The following is a 17,980-nucleotide window of genomic DNA, read 5'->3' on the forward strand; positions in this document are numbered from 1 at the left end:
CGTCACTCCTCCCCGAAATCGAACCGGAGCTGCACGCAGCCCTTCGTAAAATCCGGAACATTGCCCACCGTGACCCCGATCAGGCGTACCCGGTGACCGGCGAAATCGACACCCGCCAGCAGTTCCCCGGCCACGAGGCGCAGCATATCGCGCGAATCGACCGGACAGGAAAGCGTCCGCGACCGCGTGATCTGGCGGAAATCGTCGAACTTGAGTTTCAGCACCACGGTCCGCCCCCGGAATTTATGGCGCGCAAGCCGCCGCCACACCTCTTCGCAGACCTGTTCCAGTTCGCCGAGCAGCACCTCGCGGTCGGCGGTATCGGCTTCGAACGTGGTTTCGGCTCCGAGGGACTTGCGGATGCGGTTCGGAACCACCGGACGCGGGTCGATGCCCCGCGCATAGCCGTAGTAACTGCGCCCGGCCTTCCCGAAATGGCGGACCAGTTCCAGCTCCTCCCACTGCCGCAGGTCGGCGCCCGTGCGGATGCCCAGCGCGTGCATCTTTTCGGCCGTGACCTCCCCGATACCGAAAAAGCGCTCGACGGGAAGTTCGGCGACGAACGTGTCGATCCGGTCGGGCGGGATGACGAACAGTCCGTCGGGCTTCCGGTAATCCGAGGCGATTTTCGCCAGCATCTTGTTCACGGAAATACCTGCCGAGGCTGTGAGCCCGGTCTCGGTGCGGATGCGGGCCTTGATCTCCCGGGCTGCGAGCGTCGCCGAGCGGACGTGCGAAACGTCGAGGAAAGCCTCGTCCAGCGAGAGCGGTTCGACGAGCTCGGTATAGTCGTGGAAGATGTCGCGTATCTGTTGGGAAACGGCCTTATAGACGTCGAAACGCGCCGGAACGAAGATCAGCTCCGGGCAGAGACGCCGGGCCAGCACCGAGGAGATCGCCGAGCGGACCCCGAACGGACGGGCCTCATAGCTGGCCGTCGCAACGACGCCGCGCGGTCCGTCGTAGCCCACGGCGACGGGACGTCCCCGGAGTTCGGGGCGGTCGCGCTGCTCGATGGAGGCATAGAATGCGTCCATGTCGACGTGTATGATCTTGTTCTGCACCCCTGCAAAAATACAAAAATAATGCAGACCGACGAGCAAGTTCCGCACAGGCGGACAATCCGATCCCGGAAACCTCCTGCCGGCAGGGGCATGCTAAAATGAGAAGCGGTTTTCAGTCCTCGAATCGGCCGGCCCGGACTGCCGGATTATAAAATGAGTATATGATTTGGATGAATCGAGAATGTGTCCTATTTTTGTACTTGAAAAAAATGAAATACCTGAAATAAACGAGATTATCGGTTGAACCAGAAGATTGCCGGAACGCACGACTGTCCGGCCGCAGGCCCGGTTCTCTATGAACAGATAATCCCGAAAGGAGACGATTATGAAGTCAAAATACGACATTTCCGATAACGCAGCGACGATAGAATCCATTCGTAGCGGCGACAAGGGGGCTTTTGACTTCATGTATCGTTTCTACTTCAAGCCTTTGTGCGCCTTTGCATCGCGGTTCGTTTCAACCGGAGAAGAAGCGGAAAACATCGTGCAGGACGCCATGCTGTGGATCTGGGAGAACCGTACCACGCTGTTAGCAAACATGTCGCTGAAGGGGCTTCTATTCATGATCGTACGGAACAAGGCCCTCGACTGCGTCAGGCATGACACGATTTCAGGACGGGTTCACAAACAGCTTTATCACAAGTTTGCCGCCACGTTCGACGATCCCGACTTCTATCTTGAACAGGAGCTCACCGAAATGCTCGAAAAAGCCATCGCCGCGATGTCGCCGGAATTTCAGGAAGCGTTTAAACTGAGCCGCATGCGCGGCATGAAACATCAGGAGATAGCGAACCGTCTGGGGGTATCGGTACAAACGGTGAATTACCGCATCAGTCAGGCTATGAAGATACTCCGCCACGAACTGAAAGATTATCTGCCTTTAGTCCTGCTGCTGCTCAAAATCCACGGAGGGCTGCAACCATAAACAAAGAGTCCGGCATAATGCCGGACTCCTGTTATCCACCTCAATCGGTAACCCTGTATATTTTTGCGGCCCATCCTCCGCCCGGTGCCATATCGATCGTCAGGCGACGGTCTGCGGGGATGCCGATCGTCTCTTTTTTGTAGTCGCGGGCCGCCCGGGCGGCATTCACCCCGTCCCGGTAGACCTCGGCAGCAAACCTGCCTTCGCCCAGAAACGAAAGGTCGAGGGTCAATGAACGCGCCGTCCAGTTCGTCATGGAGCCCACATACCATTGCTCCCCGCTGCGGCGCGCCATGGAAACGTATTCGGCGACCTCGCCTCCGAGAACGACGGTTTCATCCCACACCGTCGGAATCGCGGCGATGAATTCCGTGCACTCCTTCTCGTTCATGTAGTTGGAAGGGCTGTCGCAGAGCATGTTAAGCGGAGATTCGAAAATAACATACTCGGCCAGTTGGCGGCAGCGCGTGCCCTGACTCATCGCCTCGGAATACACCGAACGGTAGTTTTTCGCCGTGGCATTGCGCATCGCACCCTGCGTATAGTCCATCGGCCCCGCTATCTGGCGCACGAAAGGGATCGTCACGTCGTAGGTCACCTGATCGAGATCCGGCGACCACTTCATCTGTTCGAGTCCGTTGACCCCTTCGAAATTCACCACGTTCGGATAGGTCCGATGCAGTCCGGTCGGCTTGTAAGTGCCGTGAAGATCCATCAGCAGGCCGTATTTGGCCCCCATTTCCGCAGCACGGCGGTTGAAAGCGACCATCACCTGATCGTCCCGGTCCATGAAATCGACCTTAAAGCCTTTGATCCCCATCTCGGAATAGTGGCGGCAGACGTTCTCCATATCGCGGTCGAATGCCCAGTAACCCGCCCAGAGAATGATGCCGACATGGCGTTCCGCGGCGTATGCGACGATACCCGGCAGGTCTATTTCCGGAACCACCTGCATCAGGTCCGCCCGTTTGTTCACGGCCCAGCCTTCGTCCAGAATGACGTATTCGATGCCGTGTTCGGATGCGAAATCAATGTAGTACTTATAGGTTTCCGTATTTATTCCCGCCGCAAAGTCCACACCATAGAGATTCCATGTATTCCACCAGTCCCATGCCACCTTGCCGGGTTTCACCCAACTGAAATCACCCGTCGGGGGAGAGGCTATTTTATAGACCATGTCGCTGTCCAGAAGCTCGGCGTCGTTCTCGGCAACGACCATGACCCGCCACGGGAAACGGGTCGGTCCGGCGACCCGGGCCATATAGTCCTCGCGCTCCGTGACGATCATCTGCAACTGGTTGTGCCCGCCCTGCTCGACCGTCTTCGGGTAGGGGGCGTACACACCCGCAAGCGTCCCGTCTTTTGCGCCGCCATAGAGGTACATCCCGGGATAATCCATGAGGTCGGCCTCCGTAATGCAGACCTTTTTCCCGTTCGGACCGCCTACCAGCACCGGCAGGAATGCCAGTTGTTCGGATTTCCACGACGAAAGGGGTTCATAGGTATAGAAGTTCTCGAACGAGTTGAAAAACTGCCGTTCGATCTTGTCGCCCGTCTTGCCGTTCCCGCCTCCGCGAACATAGGAGAAAACGCCTTCGGCTGTGGCCGGAAAGGTGAATTCGGCCTGCTCGCCGAGGACTTTGAAGGCTTTCTTGCCCGTGTATTCGAAACGATAGGCCGCCCCGTCGTCGTAGGCCCGGAAAACGATGTTGTAGTCGTTGCGAAAACGCAGGGTCAGCTCGTTGAAATTGTCACGGACACGCGCACGCTTGTAGACCGGCGCATCGAACGTCTCGTCGACGCTGCGTGTCGACGAACCGGCCAAACGTGCGTCCACGCCGAACGAAGGCACGCCAGCGGTAGTCATGGATACGGCCGACGGAGCGACCATCACGTCGTCCCCGTGCAGCACCGAATATTCAACGATACCATCGACCGAGACCTCCACCCGCAGACGGCCGTCGGGCGAGGCGAGTGTGAAATTATTTTGCGCCGAAAGGCTCCCTGCCGCGAGCAGTGCAAACGCAATCAATACATATTTTTTCATACAGGCGAATTAAGATTTAAAAATAACGGGATTGCTCAACGGGGATTACCCGGATATACCCGCAGCAGAGCGGCTCCGTGGGGTGCGACTTCGGTCGAAAAAACCTCTTTTCCTTCGAGCGCAGCGACATCGGTCTGACGCCACAGGTCTCGGACGGTCTGTTTGTCGCGCAGACCGAGCTGTTCCAGCGTAAACTTGATCTTTGCGGATTTTTCGCCCCGGTTGAAAAGTCCCAGCGCAACCGATCCGTCTTCGAGATGTTTCATGTAGATCACCTCCTTGTCTCCGTTATGCCAGACAGGAGCCGCCTGAAGGCCCAGCGGGTCCTGATTGACCTCCAGCACCTCGTCATTGGTCAGCAGGCTGAGCGTAAAATCGTCCAGTTGGGCCAGATCACAACCGATAAGGAGCGGTGCGGCCAGCAGCGACCACAGCGAAATATGGGTGTACTGTTCATCGGGCGTAAGATTCGTCGGGTGTAGTTTCGTACTCCATCCGACCATGCCGACGACCAGCATGTCGGGGTCGGCCCAATGCCCCGGCCCCGTAAACGGAAGCCAGCGGTCGTGGGCGAACCCGATCGACGAGACGCTCTCCCAGTTGTCGCGGATGTCGCTCGTGGTGCGCCAGCAGTTGCACAGCTCCATCCACAGGGGCGCGTCGGCATAGGGCGCCTTGTTGGAGATGCTGTAAACAATATCGCGCCCGCAATTCTCGAGGGCATCGTGCATTTCGGCCGTGTAATAACGGTCGTTGGGCAGCCAGTCGTATTTCAGATAGTCGATACCCCATTCGGCCCACTGCGCGACATCGGCCTTTACAAACGAATAGTCAGCATGGTGGTAGGTCTCGGCACGGTCTTTCCAATAGTTGCCGCCCGGTTTCTGGTAACGGAAGTGTTCGTTGTGCATGCCGTCTTTGATCCACTGGTTTTCACCGTCGGGATTGTCGGAATAACTGCCGATGTGGGCCGCGTACGTTCCCACCCACGGCGAGGAATAGATGCCGATTTTAAGCCCCATGCCATGAATTTCGTCGGCAAGCGCTTTCATGTCGGGGAATTTCACGTTCGGCTGGATGGCGTTGTACTTCCCTCCGCGGCGGCCCTGCCAGCCATCGTCGATGTTGATGTAGGTCCAACCGTGACGGTCGAGCCCCTTTTCCACCATGGCACGGGCCGACGAAAGGACCTGCTCCTGAGTGACGTCCCGCGCCCAGCAATTCCACGAATTCCACCCCAACGGCGGAGTAAGGGCTATTTTATCGCCGATAACGATGCGCAGGCCGCGCTCGCAGCTCCCCAAATCGTTCTCGGCCCGCAACTTCACGGTGTACTCCCCCGCTTTTTTCACGCAGCCCGTGATACGGCCGGTTCCGGAGTCGAGCACAAGACCTTTGGGCAGTCCTTCCGCCGAGAAGGTCATGGGACGATCGCCCGTGGCGGCTATGGCAAAGATAAAATCACTGCCCGGACGCGCTCCGAACACGCGGGCCCCGTTGATGCGCGGCTCAGGCGCGGGCTCAGGCGTCAGGATATATGCGGACCGATCCGAAGATGCCGTCTGAGCCATGCCCAGCGAGGGCATGACAAGGGCAGACATCAATACCCCCTTCATCAATAGTCTGTACATAAAGATATGGGTTTAATTACCTGTCTTTCATCACAAAATCGTAGCGGACGCCATCGTAGTCCCTCGTGAATTCCGTCACCTTGTAAGTGCGTCCGCGGCCATCTTCGGCCAGAACTTCGAACGCCTCGCCCGGATATTTCAACTGCAGGTAGAAAAGATGGTCCCTTGCCGTGGAGATGCTGTTCCATCCGCAGCCGTAGACCTCGTAGAACCAGTAGGCGACCCACAAATCCTGCTTATTCAGGAACGGTTTCATATCCCCGACCTTCGCACCGCGCTGCCAAAGGCTTATCGTCCAATCCGAATCCCGGTTCCAGACATTGGCTACGACGCTGTTCGACGGCAGATTTCCCGTTAGAATGCTCCCGTATTTCTCTTTGAAACAATAAGGCGCATATTTGCCGGACAGCGGCAGGCCGTTCTCGTTCATCCGGGGATGGCTGTAGGTCTGTTCCCCGTCATAGGCCCGGATCTGGAAATCGCGGTTTTTCCCGGTCGCCTTGTAGTACCAGTCCGTAATATGCGCTCCGTCGATCTCATAAATACCATAACCGTTGGGTGCGCCGTCGGCATTGAACGAAGCGCGCCAGAACTGGCCGCAGACCGCGCCATGAATATGCTCGTAGATCTTTTTTCCGTTCACCGTATGAACCTTGTTCTCGTTGTAGTGCGTGTGTCCGATCATCAGGTGAGCCTCCTCGAACTCGGCCAGCAGGTTCAGGGTTTCCGTGTGGTAGCGGCTTTTCGAATGATCTCCCGCGCTGCCGTTCCGAAACGGGATATGGGCGCACAGAATGACCATCTTGTCTTTCGGAACATACGCGAGGTCCTGCTTCAGCCACTCATACTGCCAATCATAGAACCCGCAGGCGAACTCCTCGGTGCGGCCGGCTTCGGCCTGCTCTCCGTGCAGGACATTGTCCATGGAGATGATGTGGACATCGCCGCGGTTGAACGAGTAGTTCTGCGGGCCGAAGGTGTTCTGAAAATTCTCGATGCTTTTCCAATAGGTGGTCGCAACCGACGAATTCAATTCGTTCAGGTGGTCGTGGTTGCCGATAGTCTGGAAAAAGGCGACGCTCCTGTTCGACATGGCCTCCTTCATCTTTTCCCAGACATCCTTCCGGTTATTGTCGGTAATGTCCCCCAATGTCATGGCATAGACGTTCGGATTCTTTTTCGCCGTGCTTTCGACATCGGGCAGCGTCTCATCGACAAACCGGTATACGTTTCCGGCAGAGGTCTGCGGATCGGCCAGACAGAAAAGCGTGAACTTCGTCTCTTTCCCGCCGGCAAGCCGGGTAAGCCTGAAATCCTGACGGAAAACCGGATTGCGGTCGTTGATAGTCCGGTAGAAATAAGGCAGGCCGTTCTGCAGGGAACGATACACCTCGTACTCGGCAGGGGTCGAATAGAAGACCTGCGTGGCACGGCTGTCCCGGACCAACTGGTAGACGCCGTTGGCGTCGGTCAGGACGCAGTTGAACCCGTCGCTCACCATCACGTCCGGGATGCCCGCGCCGCTTACGGCATCGGAAATGAGTCCGCAAAGCGTCGTTTTGGAGTCGATCTTCGTACCGTTGATTTCCGTTACCGAGCCGCCGCTTCCGGAACCGCCCGATGACGCGCCGGGCGAATTCGGATTGTCGTCCGAACAGGATGCCGCCAGCAGCAGGACGGCGCATAAGGTGATTAAATATCGCATTGTGTCGTTTGGGTTTTTAAGTTTCCGTTCCCCTCCTTCCCCGGAGGGGAACGGAAACCGCTTTAACAGGTTGTTTATTTTCTCACGGCGAAGATTTCGCCGATCGCCGCCGTGTCGCGCGTCGCGTTCTTATCGTTGGAATCCGTGATATAGATACGGATGTAACGCGCCTTCGTCGTCTGGGGCAGCATATAATAGAACGGCCCGACGAGTATGGAGGCGTTCATTTCGAAATCGAATTCACCGGCTTTGGTCCATTTTCCGGAGGTCTGCCATGCCGTCGAAGTCTTCCAGTCGCTGTCGTCCGCGGTCTCGGAAACCCAGATGCTTCCGGACTTCAGGCCGAAGATGGATTCATTCTTGCCGATGGTGTTCCTGCGCCACATTTCGACTCCGTCGATAGACTGTGCCGACGACATGTCGACCTGAATGACAAAGGGAACCTTCAGGTTATTGGGCGTCTTCGAACCCGAGTTGTAGCCGGCTTCCCAGTGGGAGCCGCCTTCGTTGCCGTCGATCAGCTTTCCGCACGTGTCGTTGTTCTGATAGGAGTTGGCATCCGCTGACCAGCCGGTTTGCGAAAGCCTGCTCAGCGGCTTATAAGGCTTGGCGGCGGGAGCATAGGCATAGGCCTCAGCCAGCGAAGCCTCATAGTACCCATTACCGTTTATCGAGTTGGACTCGGTGATGGTCATGCGCATATAACGGGCTTCGGCAGGCTCGAACCAATACTTATAGTCCCGATTTGCATCCACCTGTCCCTTGACAAACCCGAATTCGGCCACACGCACCCAATTGGCGCCGTCCTTGGATATTTCGAAGTATCCGGCTTTCAGGCGGTCGCAAGCCGACCCGTCGCGGTTGCGTATTCCGATGCCGCATATGGTCTTCACCGCCCCGAAATCGATCGTGAAATCAATGGGCATTTTCCCGTTGTTGGGATTGGCTACCGCCGAAGAGCTATAAGGGGCATCCCAGAAACTGTTGACGGTAAGGCCGTCTATGATCCTCCACAGGGTCGGGATCTGTTTGCCGGAGCCGCCGACCGTACCGTGGTAGTACAGACCGTCTATTTTCCAGTCGTAACGGTCCAGTGGTTCGTACATGTTGAAATCGTCGGAAGCGGGCGCATAATGGAGCAGCAGGCACTCCTTGTCCGGGTTGACCGCGAGCCCGTCGGCAACCAGACGCACCGGAACGGCGCAAGGCGCCCCGTCCCATCTCGACGGGTCGATGCTCAAGGTCGTCGAGACGCTGGTCTGACCGCTCTTCAAGACGAGAGAGCTCTCGGCGATCGAAGCAAAACCGGCGGGCGGCAGCCGGAAAGAGGCGTGGTGCGTCGTGTTATACCAGTCGATCGCATCCTGCGACATATCCAGCCGGACCACAACATCTTCCTTGAGCGGCCGTGCCACCGAAACGGTGAGTTTCTGCTCGTCGGGCGACACCCCGCCGTCCACGATAAACTGCGTATCCGCCTGATCGAACGACAGCAGCACCTGTTCCAGCACATCGGGAAGGATCAGAATGGAGTTATGCTCGCTATTTACGTTGCCGTCGGAAACAAGCTCCAGCGGGATCACATAATTGTCCAGCCCCTCGCTCTCCTTCAAGGCGAACAGCGCCGCAGGATCGGTGAATGTCACATAGAGGTTGCCCGTGCGGTTGTCGCTTGTCAGGGCGACGGAATTCGCGTCCACCTCATAATTATCCTCCGGAAGCAGTTTGTAGTCGGTGCCGTTGGCCCGGTTATAGTCGGCCAGAGCCTTTTCCGACAGCCGGACGGATGCCGTAACGGTCTGGTCGAAATATCCGGAGCGGAATATACGGACAGGCGTTTTGGCGCTTTCGTCGACGGCGTAAAACGTTTCGGAAACCTGCAATCCGTCGTTGACGATGTAGACTGCGGCATCGGGCAGGTTGGTGTCGCGTTCATTCTCGCAAGACACGGACAACATCCCCAGAGCAGCGAATATGGAGGCAATATATTTGAACTTTTTCATGACAAAATGCTTGTTTTGTACTGTTACCATTGATAGTTCTGGGTAATATTTTTCAGACGGTCGATTTCCGACTGGGGTATCGGCAAAAGGTAGTTCTTCTTCTGGAACACCCGGGTCGAAGGCGTATTGCCGCCGTCCGATGCGATAACCGTCCTTTCCCAGAACGGGCTGCTTTGGGCGTCGCTGCCCGGCTGGGCCATCACGTTCATGCCATAAACCGCCCCTGCATCCTCCTGCTCGGCGATGGCCCATGTACGGGTGTCGAAGAAGCGATGGTTCTCGAAGTTCAGCTCCAGCATGCGCTCGCGGCGGATCATTTCGCGCAACAGCACCTGATTCCCCTCAACCTCCGGATACACGTCTTCTATATCGTCCACTCCGGCCCGTTTGCGGATCATATTCAGATAGACCAGCGCATCGGTTTCGTTCCGCTCGGGCTGTTCGTTGAGAGCCTCGGCGTAATTGAGCAGCACTTCGGCGTAGCGGAACAGCGGCCAAGTCAGGGCGGTCCACAATGCCTGATTGCTGCCCAAGGTGGTGCTGTTGAAGCTGATGTCCTGAAATTTGAACGGGAGGTAACCCGTGAGCGAGAAGTTGCTGCCTCCGGCGCTCGGCCCGGCGCCCGAATTTCCGCCGTAGAAGAACTCCACCTTGTTGAGCGTATACGATCCTCCGATCCATTTCAGCCCCTCATAGAATACCGACGTATAGAACCGGGGTTCGCGGTCGACGTACATGTTGTAGGTCGACATCGTCTGGTTCAGAATCGGATGCGTGAACGACGAGAATCCCCGTTCCGAATAACCCGAAGCCGCGTCGATGACCGGCTTCCCGTCGGCCCCGTATCCCGTAATGGGATAACGTCCGTTTTTCATGGCGAAGGCATCGACCAGTTTCTGCGTTACGGCCACGCCGCCGTAAGACGTGCCGCCCACACCCCGCGGAATGGTCGCTACCCGGTGGCTGTAACTGGTCTTCTGATAGGCAAAGATCAATTCGTTGTTCCAGTTGCGGATAAAAACATTTTTCAGGTCCGCATAAGGGTTGCCCGTACCGATCAGCTCATACTGATTGAGGTCGATAACATCCCATGCGGCATCGGCGGCCTTGGTCCATTTGCTCTCATCGGGCGACTGGGGGAAGAGGTATTGGCCCTTGGCATTTTTCAGACCGACGTACATCGGATTGCCGTTGAACAGCGGACGCGCCGAATAGAGCAGCAGACGCGCCTTCAGAGCGAGTGCGGCTCCCTTGGTGGCACGGCCATAGAACGAGGCCGGCTGCTCCAGAGGCAGATCCTCGGCGGCGGCGTCACACTCGTTGCTGACCCATTCGACACATTCGTCCCATGTGTTGCGGTCCACCTCGCGCAGAGCGGGATCGTTGAAATCCACCGCATTCTCGCCCAGCAGCACGACGGGACCATAGAGACGCATCAGACTGAAATAGTAGTAAGCGCGGAGGAAACGGGCTTCTGCGGCCCACTCCTTCACCTCGTCGGGAGTCAGTTCCGGGCAGCGGCCGACGTTGGCGATAAAATAGCTGGCTTCGCGGATTCCCTTGTAATAGTTGAGCCAATATTGGATCTTGTAACTCTTCTGGGTGTCTTCCGAATTCACCGACCACGTCGAATTGTTCGACAGGGCGAACATACGGCTGGGGAAAGCGCAGGCAGCCTCGTCAGAAGAGGGCGTATAGTGGTTTTGCTGGCCGCTGGGGTCGGTTTCGTTGAATATCCAGCTATACACGTTGACCAGATAGGAAAATGTCGAACTGTATTTTTCGAAGATATTGCCCGACATGTACGACTCATCGGGCTGGCGATCGAGGTAAGACTCGCATCCGCCTGCCAGAAACGCCGTGAAACAAAGAATTATGATGCTCTTTTTCATATGTATCGTCTTTTTCAGAATTAGAATGTCAGCGAGAGGCCGATGTTATAGACTTTGTTGTTGGGATAGTTGGCCGCACCCGTCTGCAGGTCGGGGTCCCAGAGTTTGAAATCACTGAATGTCAGCAGATTCATACCCGATATGTAGATACGAAGGCCCTCGATCCTCATCTTGTTGACCCAAGCTTTGGGCAGCGTATAGCCGATCTCGGCATTCTTCAGCCGGATATAGCTTCCGTCGACCATCCAGAAACTCGACACCTGCTTGTTGTTTTCATTGACGGAGGTCGTCAAACGGGGATATTTGGCATTCAGGTTCTCCGGCGTCCAATAGTTCCCGACCAGATCGGTAAAGACATTCGCCATGGAGATATTGGTTGCCGAGAACGGCTGCGTATAGGTATTGTTGGCAAAGAAATTGACATTGCCCACTCCTTGGAAGAATACCGAGAAGTCAAAACCCTTCCACTTGACAGAAGCGCCGAAACCATAGGTTATCTCGGGAATGTCGGGATAGCCGAGCGGTTTGACGTCATATTCGTCGACCGTGCCGTCTCCGTTCAGATCAAGGTATTTGATGTCGCCGGGCTGAACGACTCCCCACGCCTGCGTCGGCCAGCCGTCGATCTCCTCCTGCGAGGCAAAGAGGCCCGCGGCCACCAACCCGAACGTCTGCCAGTTGCTTTGGCCCACACGATTCATATAGGGCTCCCGCCATGCCGGTTCGTCGTTGTCGACGATGGTATTGTGGGCGTAGGTGAAATTACCGCGCATGGTCAGTTGCACCTGCCCTATCTGCTGGTAATATTCGAGCGAAGCGTCGACGCCGTGATTCTTCATCTTACCGACATTGACCCAAGGCTGGGTAGACAGACCCGCGATGCCCGGTATCGATTTGGATTGAAGGAAGATACCGTCGCGGCGCTCCCGGAAATAATCGGCCTGAAGTTTCAGTTTGCCGAAAAGCGAGATCTCGGCGCCCACGTTCAGTTTGTATGCCTTTTCCCAGCCCACCTCGTCGTTCGGCCAGTTGCCTAAACGGATACCGTTGTAGGTCGTATTCGTACTGCCGAACTGATAGGAACCGGCGTCCTTCGTCAGAACCGTTTCGTTGTAGATAAAACGACGGTCGCCGCCGATCTTGTCGTTACCGACAATGCCGTACGAAGCCTTGAACTTCACCATATCGAATATGTCCTTCAGCGGCTGGAAGAATTTCTCCTCGGAGAGCAGCCAGCCGATGGCTCCCGCCGGGAAAAAGCCGAAACGGTGGTTGGGCGAGAAGTTTTCGGAACCGTTGTAACCGAAGTTGCCCTCGATGAAATAACGGTTGTCGAAGTTATAGGTGATTCTTCCCGCAATACCCTGATGACGGTACGGCAGCGCCTTCTCGCTCAGCGAGTTCTTCGTGTCGGTGTAGTTCTTCTGCGACTGCTGGTAGAGAAAAAGGGCTCCGACGGTATGCCGGCCGAACGTGCGGCCGTAATTTATGCCCGCCTCCAGATAGAACGAGCGCTGTCCGGTGGCGTACTCCTTATAGGAGAGCGTCTCCTGCCCGACGACCGTCGGCTCCCCGAAGATCAGGTTGCCGTCGTCGTCGCGCCCCAGAGCCATGTGCTGCGGAGGCTGCTTGGTGCGTTCGAGGCTCTGGTAGTTCTGGGCATCGAAAGCCACCTTGACATTGGCGGTGAGTCCCGGGGTGATCCAAGAGCCGAAGTCCTGTACGAGGTTGACGGTGGATGTAGCCGTGTTCCAGAACTTCTCCTTGTAACCGCTTTGGGTCAGTTCGTTATAGGGGTTGACCTGATTGTTGCCCGGGCCAGCCAGCGAACCGTCGGAATAGAAGAGCGGAAAGGCATTGGGAGCCGTCGACAAAGCATATTCCCACACTTTTTTCGTGTCGCCGCCGGGCTCGTTCTTCCGTTCAAAGGAGGTGCCCAGATTGATATTGAGTTTGGTGTGGGGGAATATCTGCACATCGACATTCGACCGGAAATTGTAACGCTGATAGGTAAGCGACGTGTCGTAGTTCTTCATGTTATCGACCGCGAACAGACCATCTTCGTTGTAGAACGAACCCGAGATATAGTATTTCGCAATATCGCCGCCGCCGCTCACGCTCAAATTCACCTTTTCGTTCCATGAATAATTCTTATAGAGCTCGCCGAGCCAGTCCACGTTGGGATAAAGATCGGGATCGGAACCGTTGCGGTACAGCGCGATCGCGTTGTCATCGTAATACTTGCTGCCGGCAGCCTGATTGTACATATCGGCAAACTGGACCGAATTGAGCATGCTGGGCACCTTCGTCGGCGACACCAGACCTCCTTCCACCGAAAGCGAGACCCGGGGTTTGCCGACCTCTCCGTCGCGCGTCGTGATCATCACGACGCCGTTGGCTCCGCGCACGCCATAGATCGCCGTGGCCGAAGCGTCCTTAAGAATCGACATCTCCTTGATATCGTCGACATTGACAAGGTCCAGATCGCGTTCGATACCATCGACCAGAATCAACGGCGACTTGGCCTCCCCGAACGTATTGATACCGCGAATCCAGAACGTAGAACCGGCACCGGGCTCTCCCGAACGCTGAACCGATACCACACCGGCGAGCTGTCCGGCCAAATTGTTGGAAATCTTGGCGACCGGAGCCTTGAGATCGTTGATGGCCACCGTGGAAATGGCACCGATGACACTGGCCTTTTTCTGCCGGCCGTAGCCGACCACCACCACATCGTCTATGTCGTTCGACGATGGCACGAGATTTACGTCTATGGCAGTACGTTCGCCCACGACAACCTCCTGCGCCTCATACCTGAGATATGAGAAGCTGAGTACGAGATAGTTCGAAGGAAAGGTAATGGAGTAGAATCCGTTCACGTCGGTACTCGTACCGATGGCGGTATCTTTCAACCAGACCGTCGCCCCGATCATCGGTTCGCCGGTGACCGCATCCTTCACATATCCCGTAACCGTATGGTTTTTCTTGGCGGGGGGGGGTGTGGCAGCCTGCTTGACTTTCTTGGTGAGAATGACATTGAACTGCTGAATGGAAAAATCAATATCCGTAGTCCGCAGAGCGGTGCTCAACACCTCCCCTATCGGTGCGACCATATTGACCGCAGGGAAGGTGACGCCGCTGATCAGGTCGTCCTGCCACGAAAACCGGTAACTGGAGCTGCCCTCTATCTGGTCGATCAACCCGCTCAGAGTCGTGGCATTACGGACGGTAACCTGACGTGCATCCTGCGCATGGCCTTCCGGGAAAAAGGCTGCCATGGCGATGGCGAGCACAACCGCAACGCGTTGCAGAAATCTAATAGTCAAACGTTTTTTCATAATTAAAGTTCATAATTGGTTAGATAGTTAGTGAATTGATTTGGTTAAAATATCATTTGTGAATCACGACGGTATCGCCTTCCAGACGGAACCGGGTGCCGGTCGTGAGCGTGATTACGTTCATGGTGTGCCCCAGCTCGTTATCCCTGCTGACGGTACCCGTGAACTTAATCTGTCCAAGCGAGGCATCATCCAGCCGGATCTCGCAACCGTACATGCCGGCTATCACCTTGATGACCTCAGCGAGATCCTCATGTGCGAAACTGCGCTCAGTGTTCACTTCGGAAACTTGTATATTGCCGTCGGTGCGCGTGTAGGCCACCCGTTGATTCGGACTTATCTCTACCACCCGATCGCCCGCCACAAAATTGATCGCCCCGCTGTGAAGTACGGCCGTGATCAGGTCGTCGTCCTGACGGGCATGCACATCGAACGAGGTTCCCCGCACGACAACTCGCGTTTCCAACGCCTTCACGACGAAGCTCCGGCCGTTTGTCTGTTTCACCACCTCGAACCGCGCCTCGCCCTCGATGTCCACCTCGTATTTTTCGCGTCCATCGGCATGGACCGGATATGTTATTCGTGAATCGGGTTGCAGACGAGCCATCGACCCGTCCGGCAAAGCGACTTCGACAGCGCTGTTCTCGGCATAGACCTCCTCAAAACGCGCTCTTTCCGATGCCTGCTTCAAGACGGCAACGGACAATGCCACGATCACCATGGCCGCAGCACCGTACGCAGCGATGCGGCGCAACAGAATGGGGAAACGGCTCTTCGTGCGCCTCTCGTTTTCGGCGACACGTTTCCGCAATTGTCGTAGAGAATATTCCACATCGACATTTTTCATGACATCGGCGCAGTCGCAGAGAAAAGATATGTAATAAATATCTTCAAGGGTCTTTTTATTCTGCTCCGACTCATCGTACCATTCCTCCACCATGGCCTGCTCCGAACGGTCTAAACGTCCTGCAAGGAAATCGATGAGCATGGATTCGTCTATTTCTCTCTTCATAAATTTTTGCTTTTTCATATATATTACGATTATAGCGATAAAGTTACTAAACCATTGATTTCATTTTTTCTGAAAAACAGGAGCCGCTCACGCGTTCTTTTCGATCTATCATCCACGGAACTAATCACTTAACACAATACCTCCTTCTTTACATATTAAAAGACAAAAGCCCGCGCGACAAAGCAGCCGGCGTTCTATCGATCAAGGCCGAGACAGGTTTGAAGAAAGGCGAATACGGCTAATATAAAGAAAAAAACGGGCCCCGCAGTACCGGGAAAATATTAGGAATGGATTATCATAAAATTCTTCGGGCAGAAATAACACACCCGGTTGCTTTTTATGTCTATTACACTTCGACTGTTGCGCTCATGGTTTAAACAACGGTTTAAACTACGACCAAACCGCATCATCGGAAAGGACAAAAGAAAAACGACCTACATCGCTGTAAGTCGTTCTTTTCAATGTGGTACCACCAGGAATCGAACCGGGGACACAAGGATTTTCAGTCCTTTGCTCTACCAACTGAGCTATGGCACCATCCTGTTGAGTTATAAAACTCTGTTACAAATGATTACGAAACCCGATCTTTTTCTCTGACACCCGACCTTTTCAGTTCGGTTTACAACGTGGTTTACACAGTCGTTTTTGCAAAGAACGATACCCATTTCGGTTTCATTGCGAGTGCAAAGGTAAGCAAAAAATTCAATTCTGCAAATATCACATGCGATTTTGTCGATATTTTATCCCTCCCTGCACGGCAAAATCCCCCGTTCCGGTGGCTGGCGGGCCAAAAAGAGGCCGATTCCCACAGGGAACCGGCCTCTAAAATCCGTCGTTCGAGCAAACCTACAGGCTCGGGAGCGTGCTGCTCCAACCCTCGTTCTGCGCAACGCCGAAACCTGCGTTGACTTCATCGACCGGAATCGGGTACACCAAATCCGAAATCTTGTAGTCGGTGAACTTGAACGAAATCGTAGTGGCATTGTTCGCATACACCTGCGCTTTCTCGTCCCAACGGCGCAAATCGTACAGGCGCAGACCCTCTTGGAAAAGCTCGCGGGCACGCTCCTCCTTGATGAACGCCATGAGGTCGGTCTTGGTCGACGGCAGGTCGCTCGTCGAGGTGATCGCCGAATTACGCTTGGCCACGGTCAGCAGGGCGTTCTGGGCATCGGGAACCGACCCGGTGGAGCTCTGTACGTTAGCCTCGGCGATAATCAGGAACATTTCGGGGGCATTGACGATATAGCAGGTACCGTAGTTGTTGTTGCCCGATGAGAAATGGGCGAATTTGCCGCCGTTGAATACGGGGCGGCCTCTGTTGTCCTTTCCAAGAACCCAGACATTGGTACGGCAGTCCGTGTCCTTATAGAGCGACTGCAACCAGAGGCTCGGGCTGTAACTGTAAGTAGACCAAATCGTACCGCACGACTGGGCCTGCCAGTTCTGCGTCGCGTTGATTGCCAACGCGAACATGCTTTCGGTATTCGACTCTCCACCGTTGTAAAGCGCCTTATAAGCAACCTTGTCATAAATGAGGGTCGTGATCTCCGCCGCATCGAGCGCATCCTGAGCCTGCTTGGCGGCATCGTCCCACTCCTCCATGTAGAGGTAGGTGCGCGCCAGCAGTCCGTGAACGGACGCCTCCCCGAAATAGAAGAGCGAGCCCCGGTCGCCGCCGGCCGCGGTGAAATGCGTGAGCGCATCCTTCAGGTCGTTGACAATGGCCTCGTAGCTCTGGCCGACCGTCGCGCGGGAAACCTTTTCGAAGGGCTGGATCGGCTTGTCTACCAGCACGATGCCGGGCTTCGACGAGAAGTCGGCGCCATTTGCCTTGATCTGATGCGCAAAGATGTTGACCAGCACCAACTGGGCATATCCGCGCAGTGCGTAGGCTTCGGCCTTGCAAAGGTCCAGTTCGGCTTTTTCGTCATCCGTGCTTGCGTCGTAGAGGTTCTCGACGGCCTCGATCAGACGGGCTGCGTTGTCGATCACCTTGTAACCGTAGTTCCATATCCAATAGAGATAGGTGTCGGTATCGGTCAGCGTGTAGGTGTAAATGTCGTTGAAATGCTGCGTTCCGGTGTTCCAATAGGGAAGATCGGTAGGGATGTCGCCGATGGTCGTAGCATAGTTGCCGGCGAAATAGTAGCGGTACAACTGGTAGTAGGCGCCGTTGAGGGCGATCGAAATATTTTCGACCGAATTGAGGGCCGTCTCCTTCTCGATTCCGTTGTAATAATCGGTCTCGAGGAAGCTGTTCCCGCAGCCCGCAACCCCTCCGGCCAGAACCGTCAGTGCAAATGCTTTCAATATCAGTTTTTTCATAATCGTTCGTTTCTTAAAATTATCACACTGCATAC

General features: G+C 55.5%; 10 protein-coding genes and 1 tRNA gene. 1 reads left to right on the forward strand and 10 read right to left on the reverse strand.

Annotated features, from left to right (window positions below):
* Positions 1-2: 2 nt before the first annotated feature.
* Positions 3-1,064, reverse strand: a complete 1,062-nt coding sequence (gene dinB / locus BN5935_RS00825; RefSeq protein ID WP_064974411.1) for a DNA polymerase IV — start codon at positions 1,062-1,064, stop codon at positions 3-5.
* A gap of 325 nt (positions 1,065-1,389) precedes the next feature.
* Between dinB and BN5935_RS00830 the strand changes: the two genes are divergently transcribed.
* The gene (locus tag BN5935_RS00830) at positions 1,390-1,989 is read left to right on the forward strand and encodes an RNA polymerase sigma-70 factor (RefSeq protein WP_064974412.1); all 600 of its coding nucleotides are present in this window, start codon (positions 1,390-1,392) and stop codon (positions 1,987-1,989) included.
* 40 nt (positions 1,990-2,029) lie between these two features.
* Here the strand turns inward: BN5935_RS00830 and BN5935_RS00835 are convergent, their stop codons facing one another.
* The 9 genes from BN5935_RS00835 to BN5935_RS00875 all read right to left on the reverse strand — a co-directional run bounded on the left by BN5935_RS00835 (position 2,030) and on the right by BN5935_RS00875 (position 17,945).
* On the reverse strand, positions 2,030-4,036 hold the full coding sequence (locus BN5935_RS00835) for a glycoside hydrolase family 97 protein (protein ID WP_064974413.1): 2,007 nt from the start codon (positions 4,034-4,036) through the stop codon (positions 2,030-2,032).
* A 35-nt stretch (positions 4,037-4,071) separates the two neighbouring features.
* Positions 4,072-5,667, reverse strand: a complete 1,596-nt coding sequence (locus tag BN5935_RS00840; protein ID WP_235820966.1) for a putative Ig domain-containing protein — start codon at positions 5,665-5,667, stop codon at positions 4,072-4,074.
* A gap of 16 nt (positions 5,668-5,683) precedes the next feature.
* Positions 5,684-7,372, reverse strand: coding sequence for a calcineurin-like phosphoesterase C-terminal domain-containing protein (locus tag BN5935_RS00845; RefSeq protein ID WP_064974414.1), 1,689 nt, complete (start codon positions 7,370-7,372; stop codon positions 5,684-5,686).
* A gap of 74 nt (positions 7,373-7,446) precedes the next feature.
* Positions 7,447-9,375, reverse strand: a complete 1,929-nt coding sequence (locus BN5935_RS00850; protein WP_064976781.1) for a BT_3987 domain-containing protein — start codon at positions 9,373-9,375, stop codon at positions 7,447-7,449.
* A gap of 23 nt (positions 9,376-9,398) precedes the next feature.
* On the reverse strand, positions 9,399-11,267 hold the full coding sequence (locus BN5935_RS00855; protein ID WP_064974415.1) for a RagB/SusD family nutrient uptake outer membrane protein: 1,869 nt from the start codon (positions 11,265-11,267) through the stop codon (positions 9,399-9,401).
* 20 nt (positions 11,268-11,287) lie between these two features.
* On the reverse strand, positions 11,288-14,593 hold the full coding sequence (locus BN5935_RS00860; protein ID WP_235820967.1) for a SusC/RagA family TonB-linked outer membrane protein: 3,306 nt from the start codon (positions 14,591-14,593) through the stop codon (positions 11,288-11,290).
* A 64-nt stretch (positions 14,594-14,657) separates the two neighbouring features.
* Positions 14,658-15,635, reverse strand: a complete 978-nt coding sequence (locus BN5935_RS00865; RefSeq protein WP_082943973.1) for a FecR family protein — start codon at positions 15,633-15,635, stop codon at positions 14,658-14,660.
* Between the two features lie 446 nt (positions 15,636-16,081).
* Positions 16,082-16,154: transfer RNA gene (locus BN5935_RS00870), tRNA-Phe, on the reverse strand.
* A gap of 309 nt (positions 16,155-16,463) precedes the next feature.
* Positions 16,464-17,945, reverse strand: a complete 1,482-nt coding sequence (locus BN5935_RS00875) for a RagB/SusD family nutrient uptake outer membrane protein (RefSeq protein ID WP_064974417.1) — start codon at positions 17,943-17,945, stop codon at positions 16,464-16,466.
* Positions 17,946-17,980 lie beyond the last annotated feature (35 nt).

The sequence above is a fragment of the Alistipes provencensis genome (genome assembly GCF_900083545.1).
In the GTDB taxonomy this organism is placed as follows: domain Bacteria; phylum Bacteroidota; class Bacteroidia; order Bacteroidales; family Rikenellaceae; genus Alistipes; species Alistipes provencensis.

Coding starts and splice junctions, on each gene's coding strand:
- BN5935_RS00875 (WP_064974417.1), bottom strand. CDS start 17,945: ATGAAAAAACTGATATTGAAAGCATTTGCACTGACGGTTCTGGCCGGA.
- BN5935_RS00830 (WP_064974412.1), top strand. CDS start 1,390: ATGAAGTCAAAATACGACATTTCCGATAACGCAGCGACGATAGAATCC.
- BN5935_RS00845 (WP_064974414.1), bottom strand. CDS start 7,372: ATGCGATATTTAATCACCTTATGCGCCGTCCTGCTGCTGGCGGCATCC.
- BN5935_RS00855 (WP_064974415.1), bottom strand. CDS start 11,267: ATGAAAAAGAGCATCATAATTCTTTGTTTCACGGCGTTTCTGGCAGGC.
- BN5935_RS00840 (WP_235820966.1), bottom strand. CDS start 5,667: ATGTACAGACTATTGATGAAGGGGGTATTGATGTCTGCCCTTGTCATG.
- BN5935_RS00865 (WP_082943973.1), bottom strand. CDS start 15,635: ATGAAAAAGCAAAAATTTATGAAGAGAGAAATAGACGAATCCATGCTC.
- BN5935_RS00850 (WP_064976781.1), bottom strand. CDS start 9,375: ATGAAAAAGTTCAAATATATTGCCTCCATATTCGCTGCTCTGGGGATG.
- BN5935_RS00835 (WP_064974413.1), bottom strand. CDS start 4,036: ATGAAAAAATATGTATTGATTGCGTTTGCACTGCTCGCGGCAGGGAGC.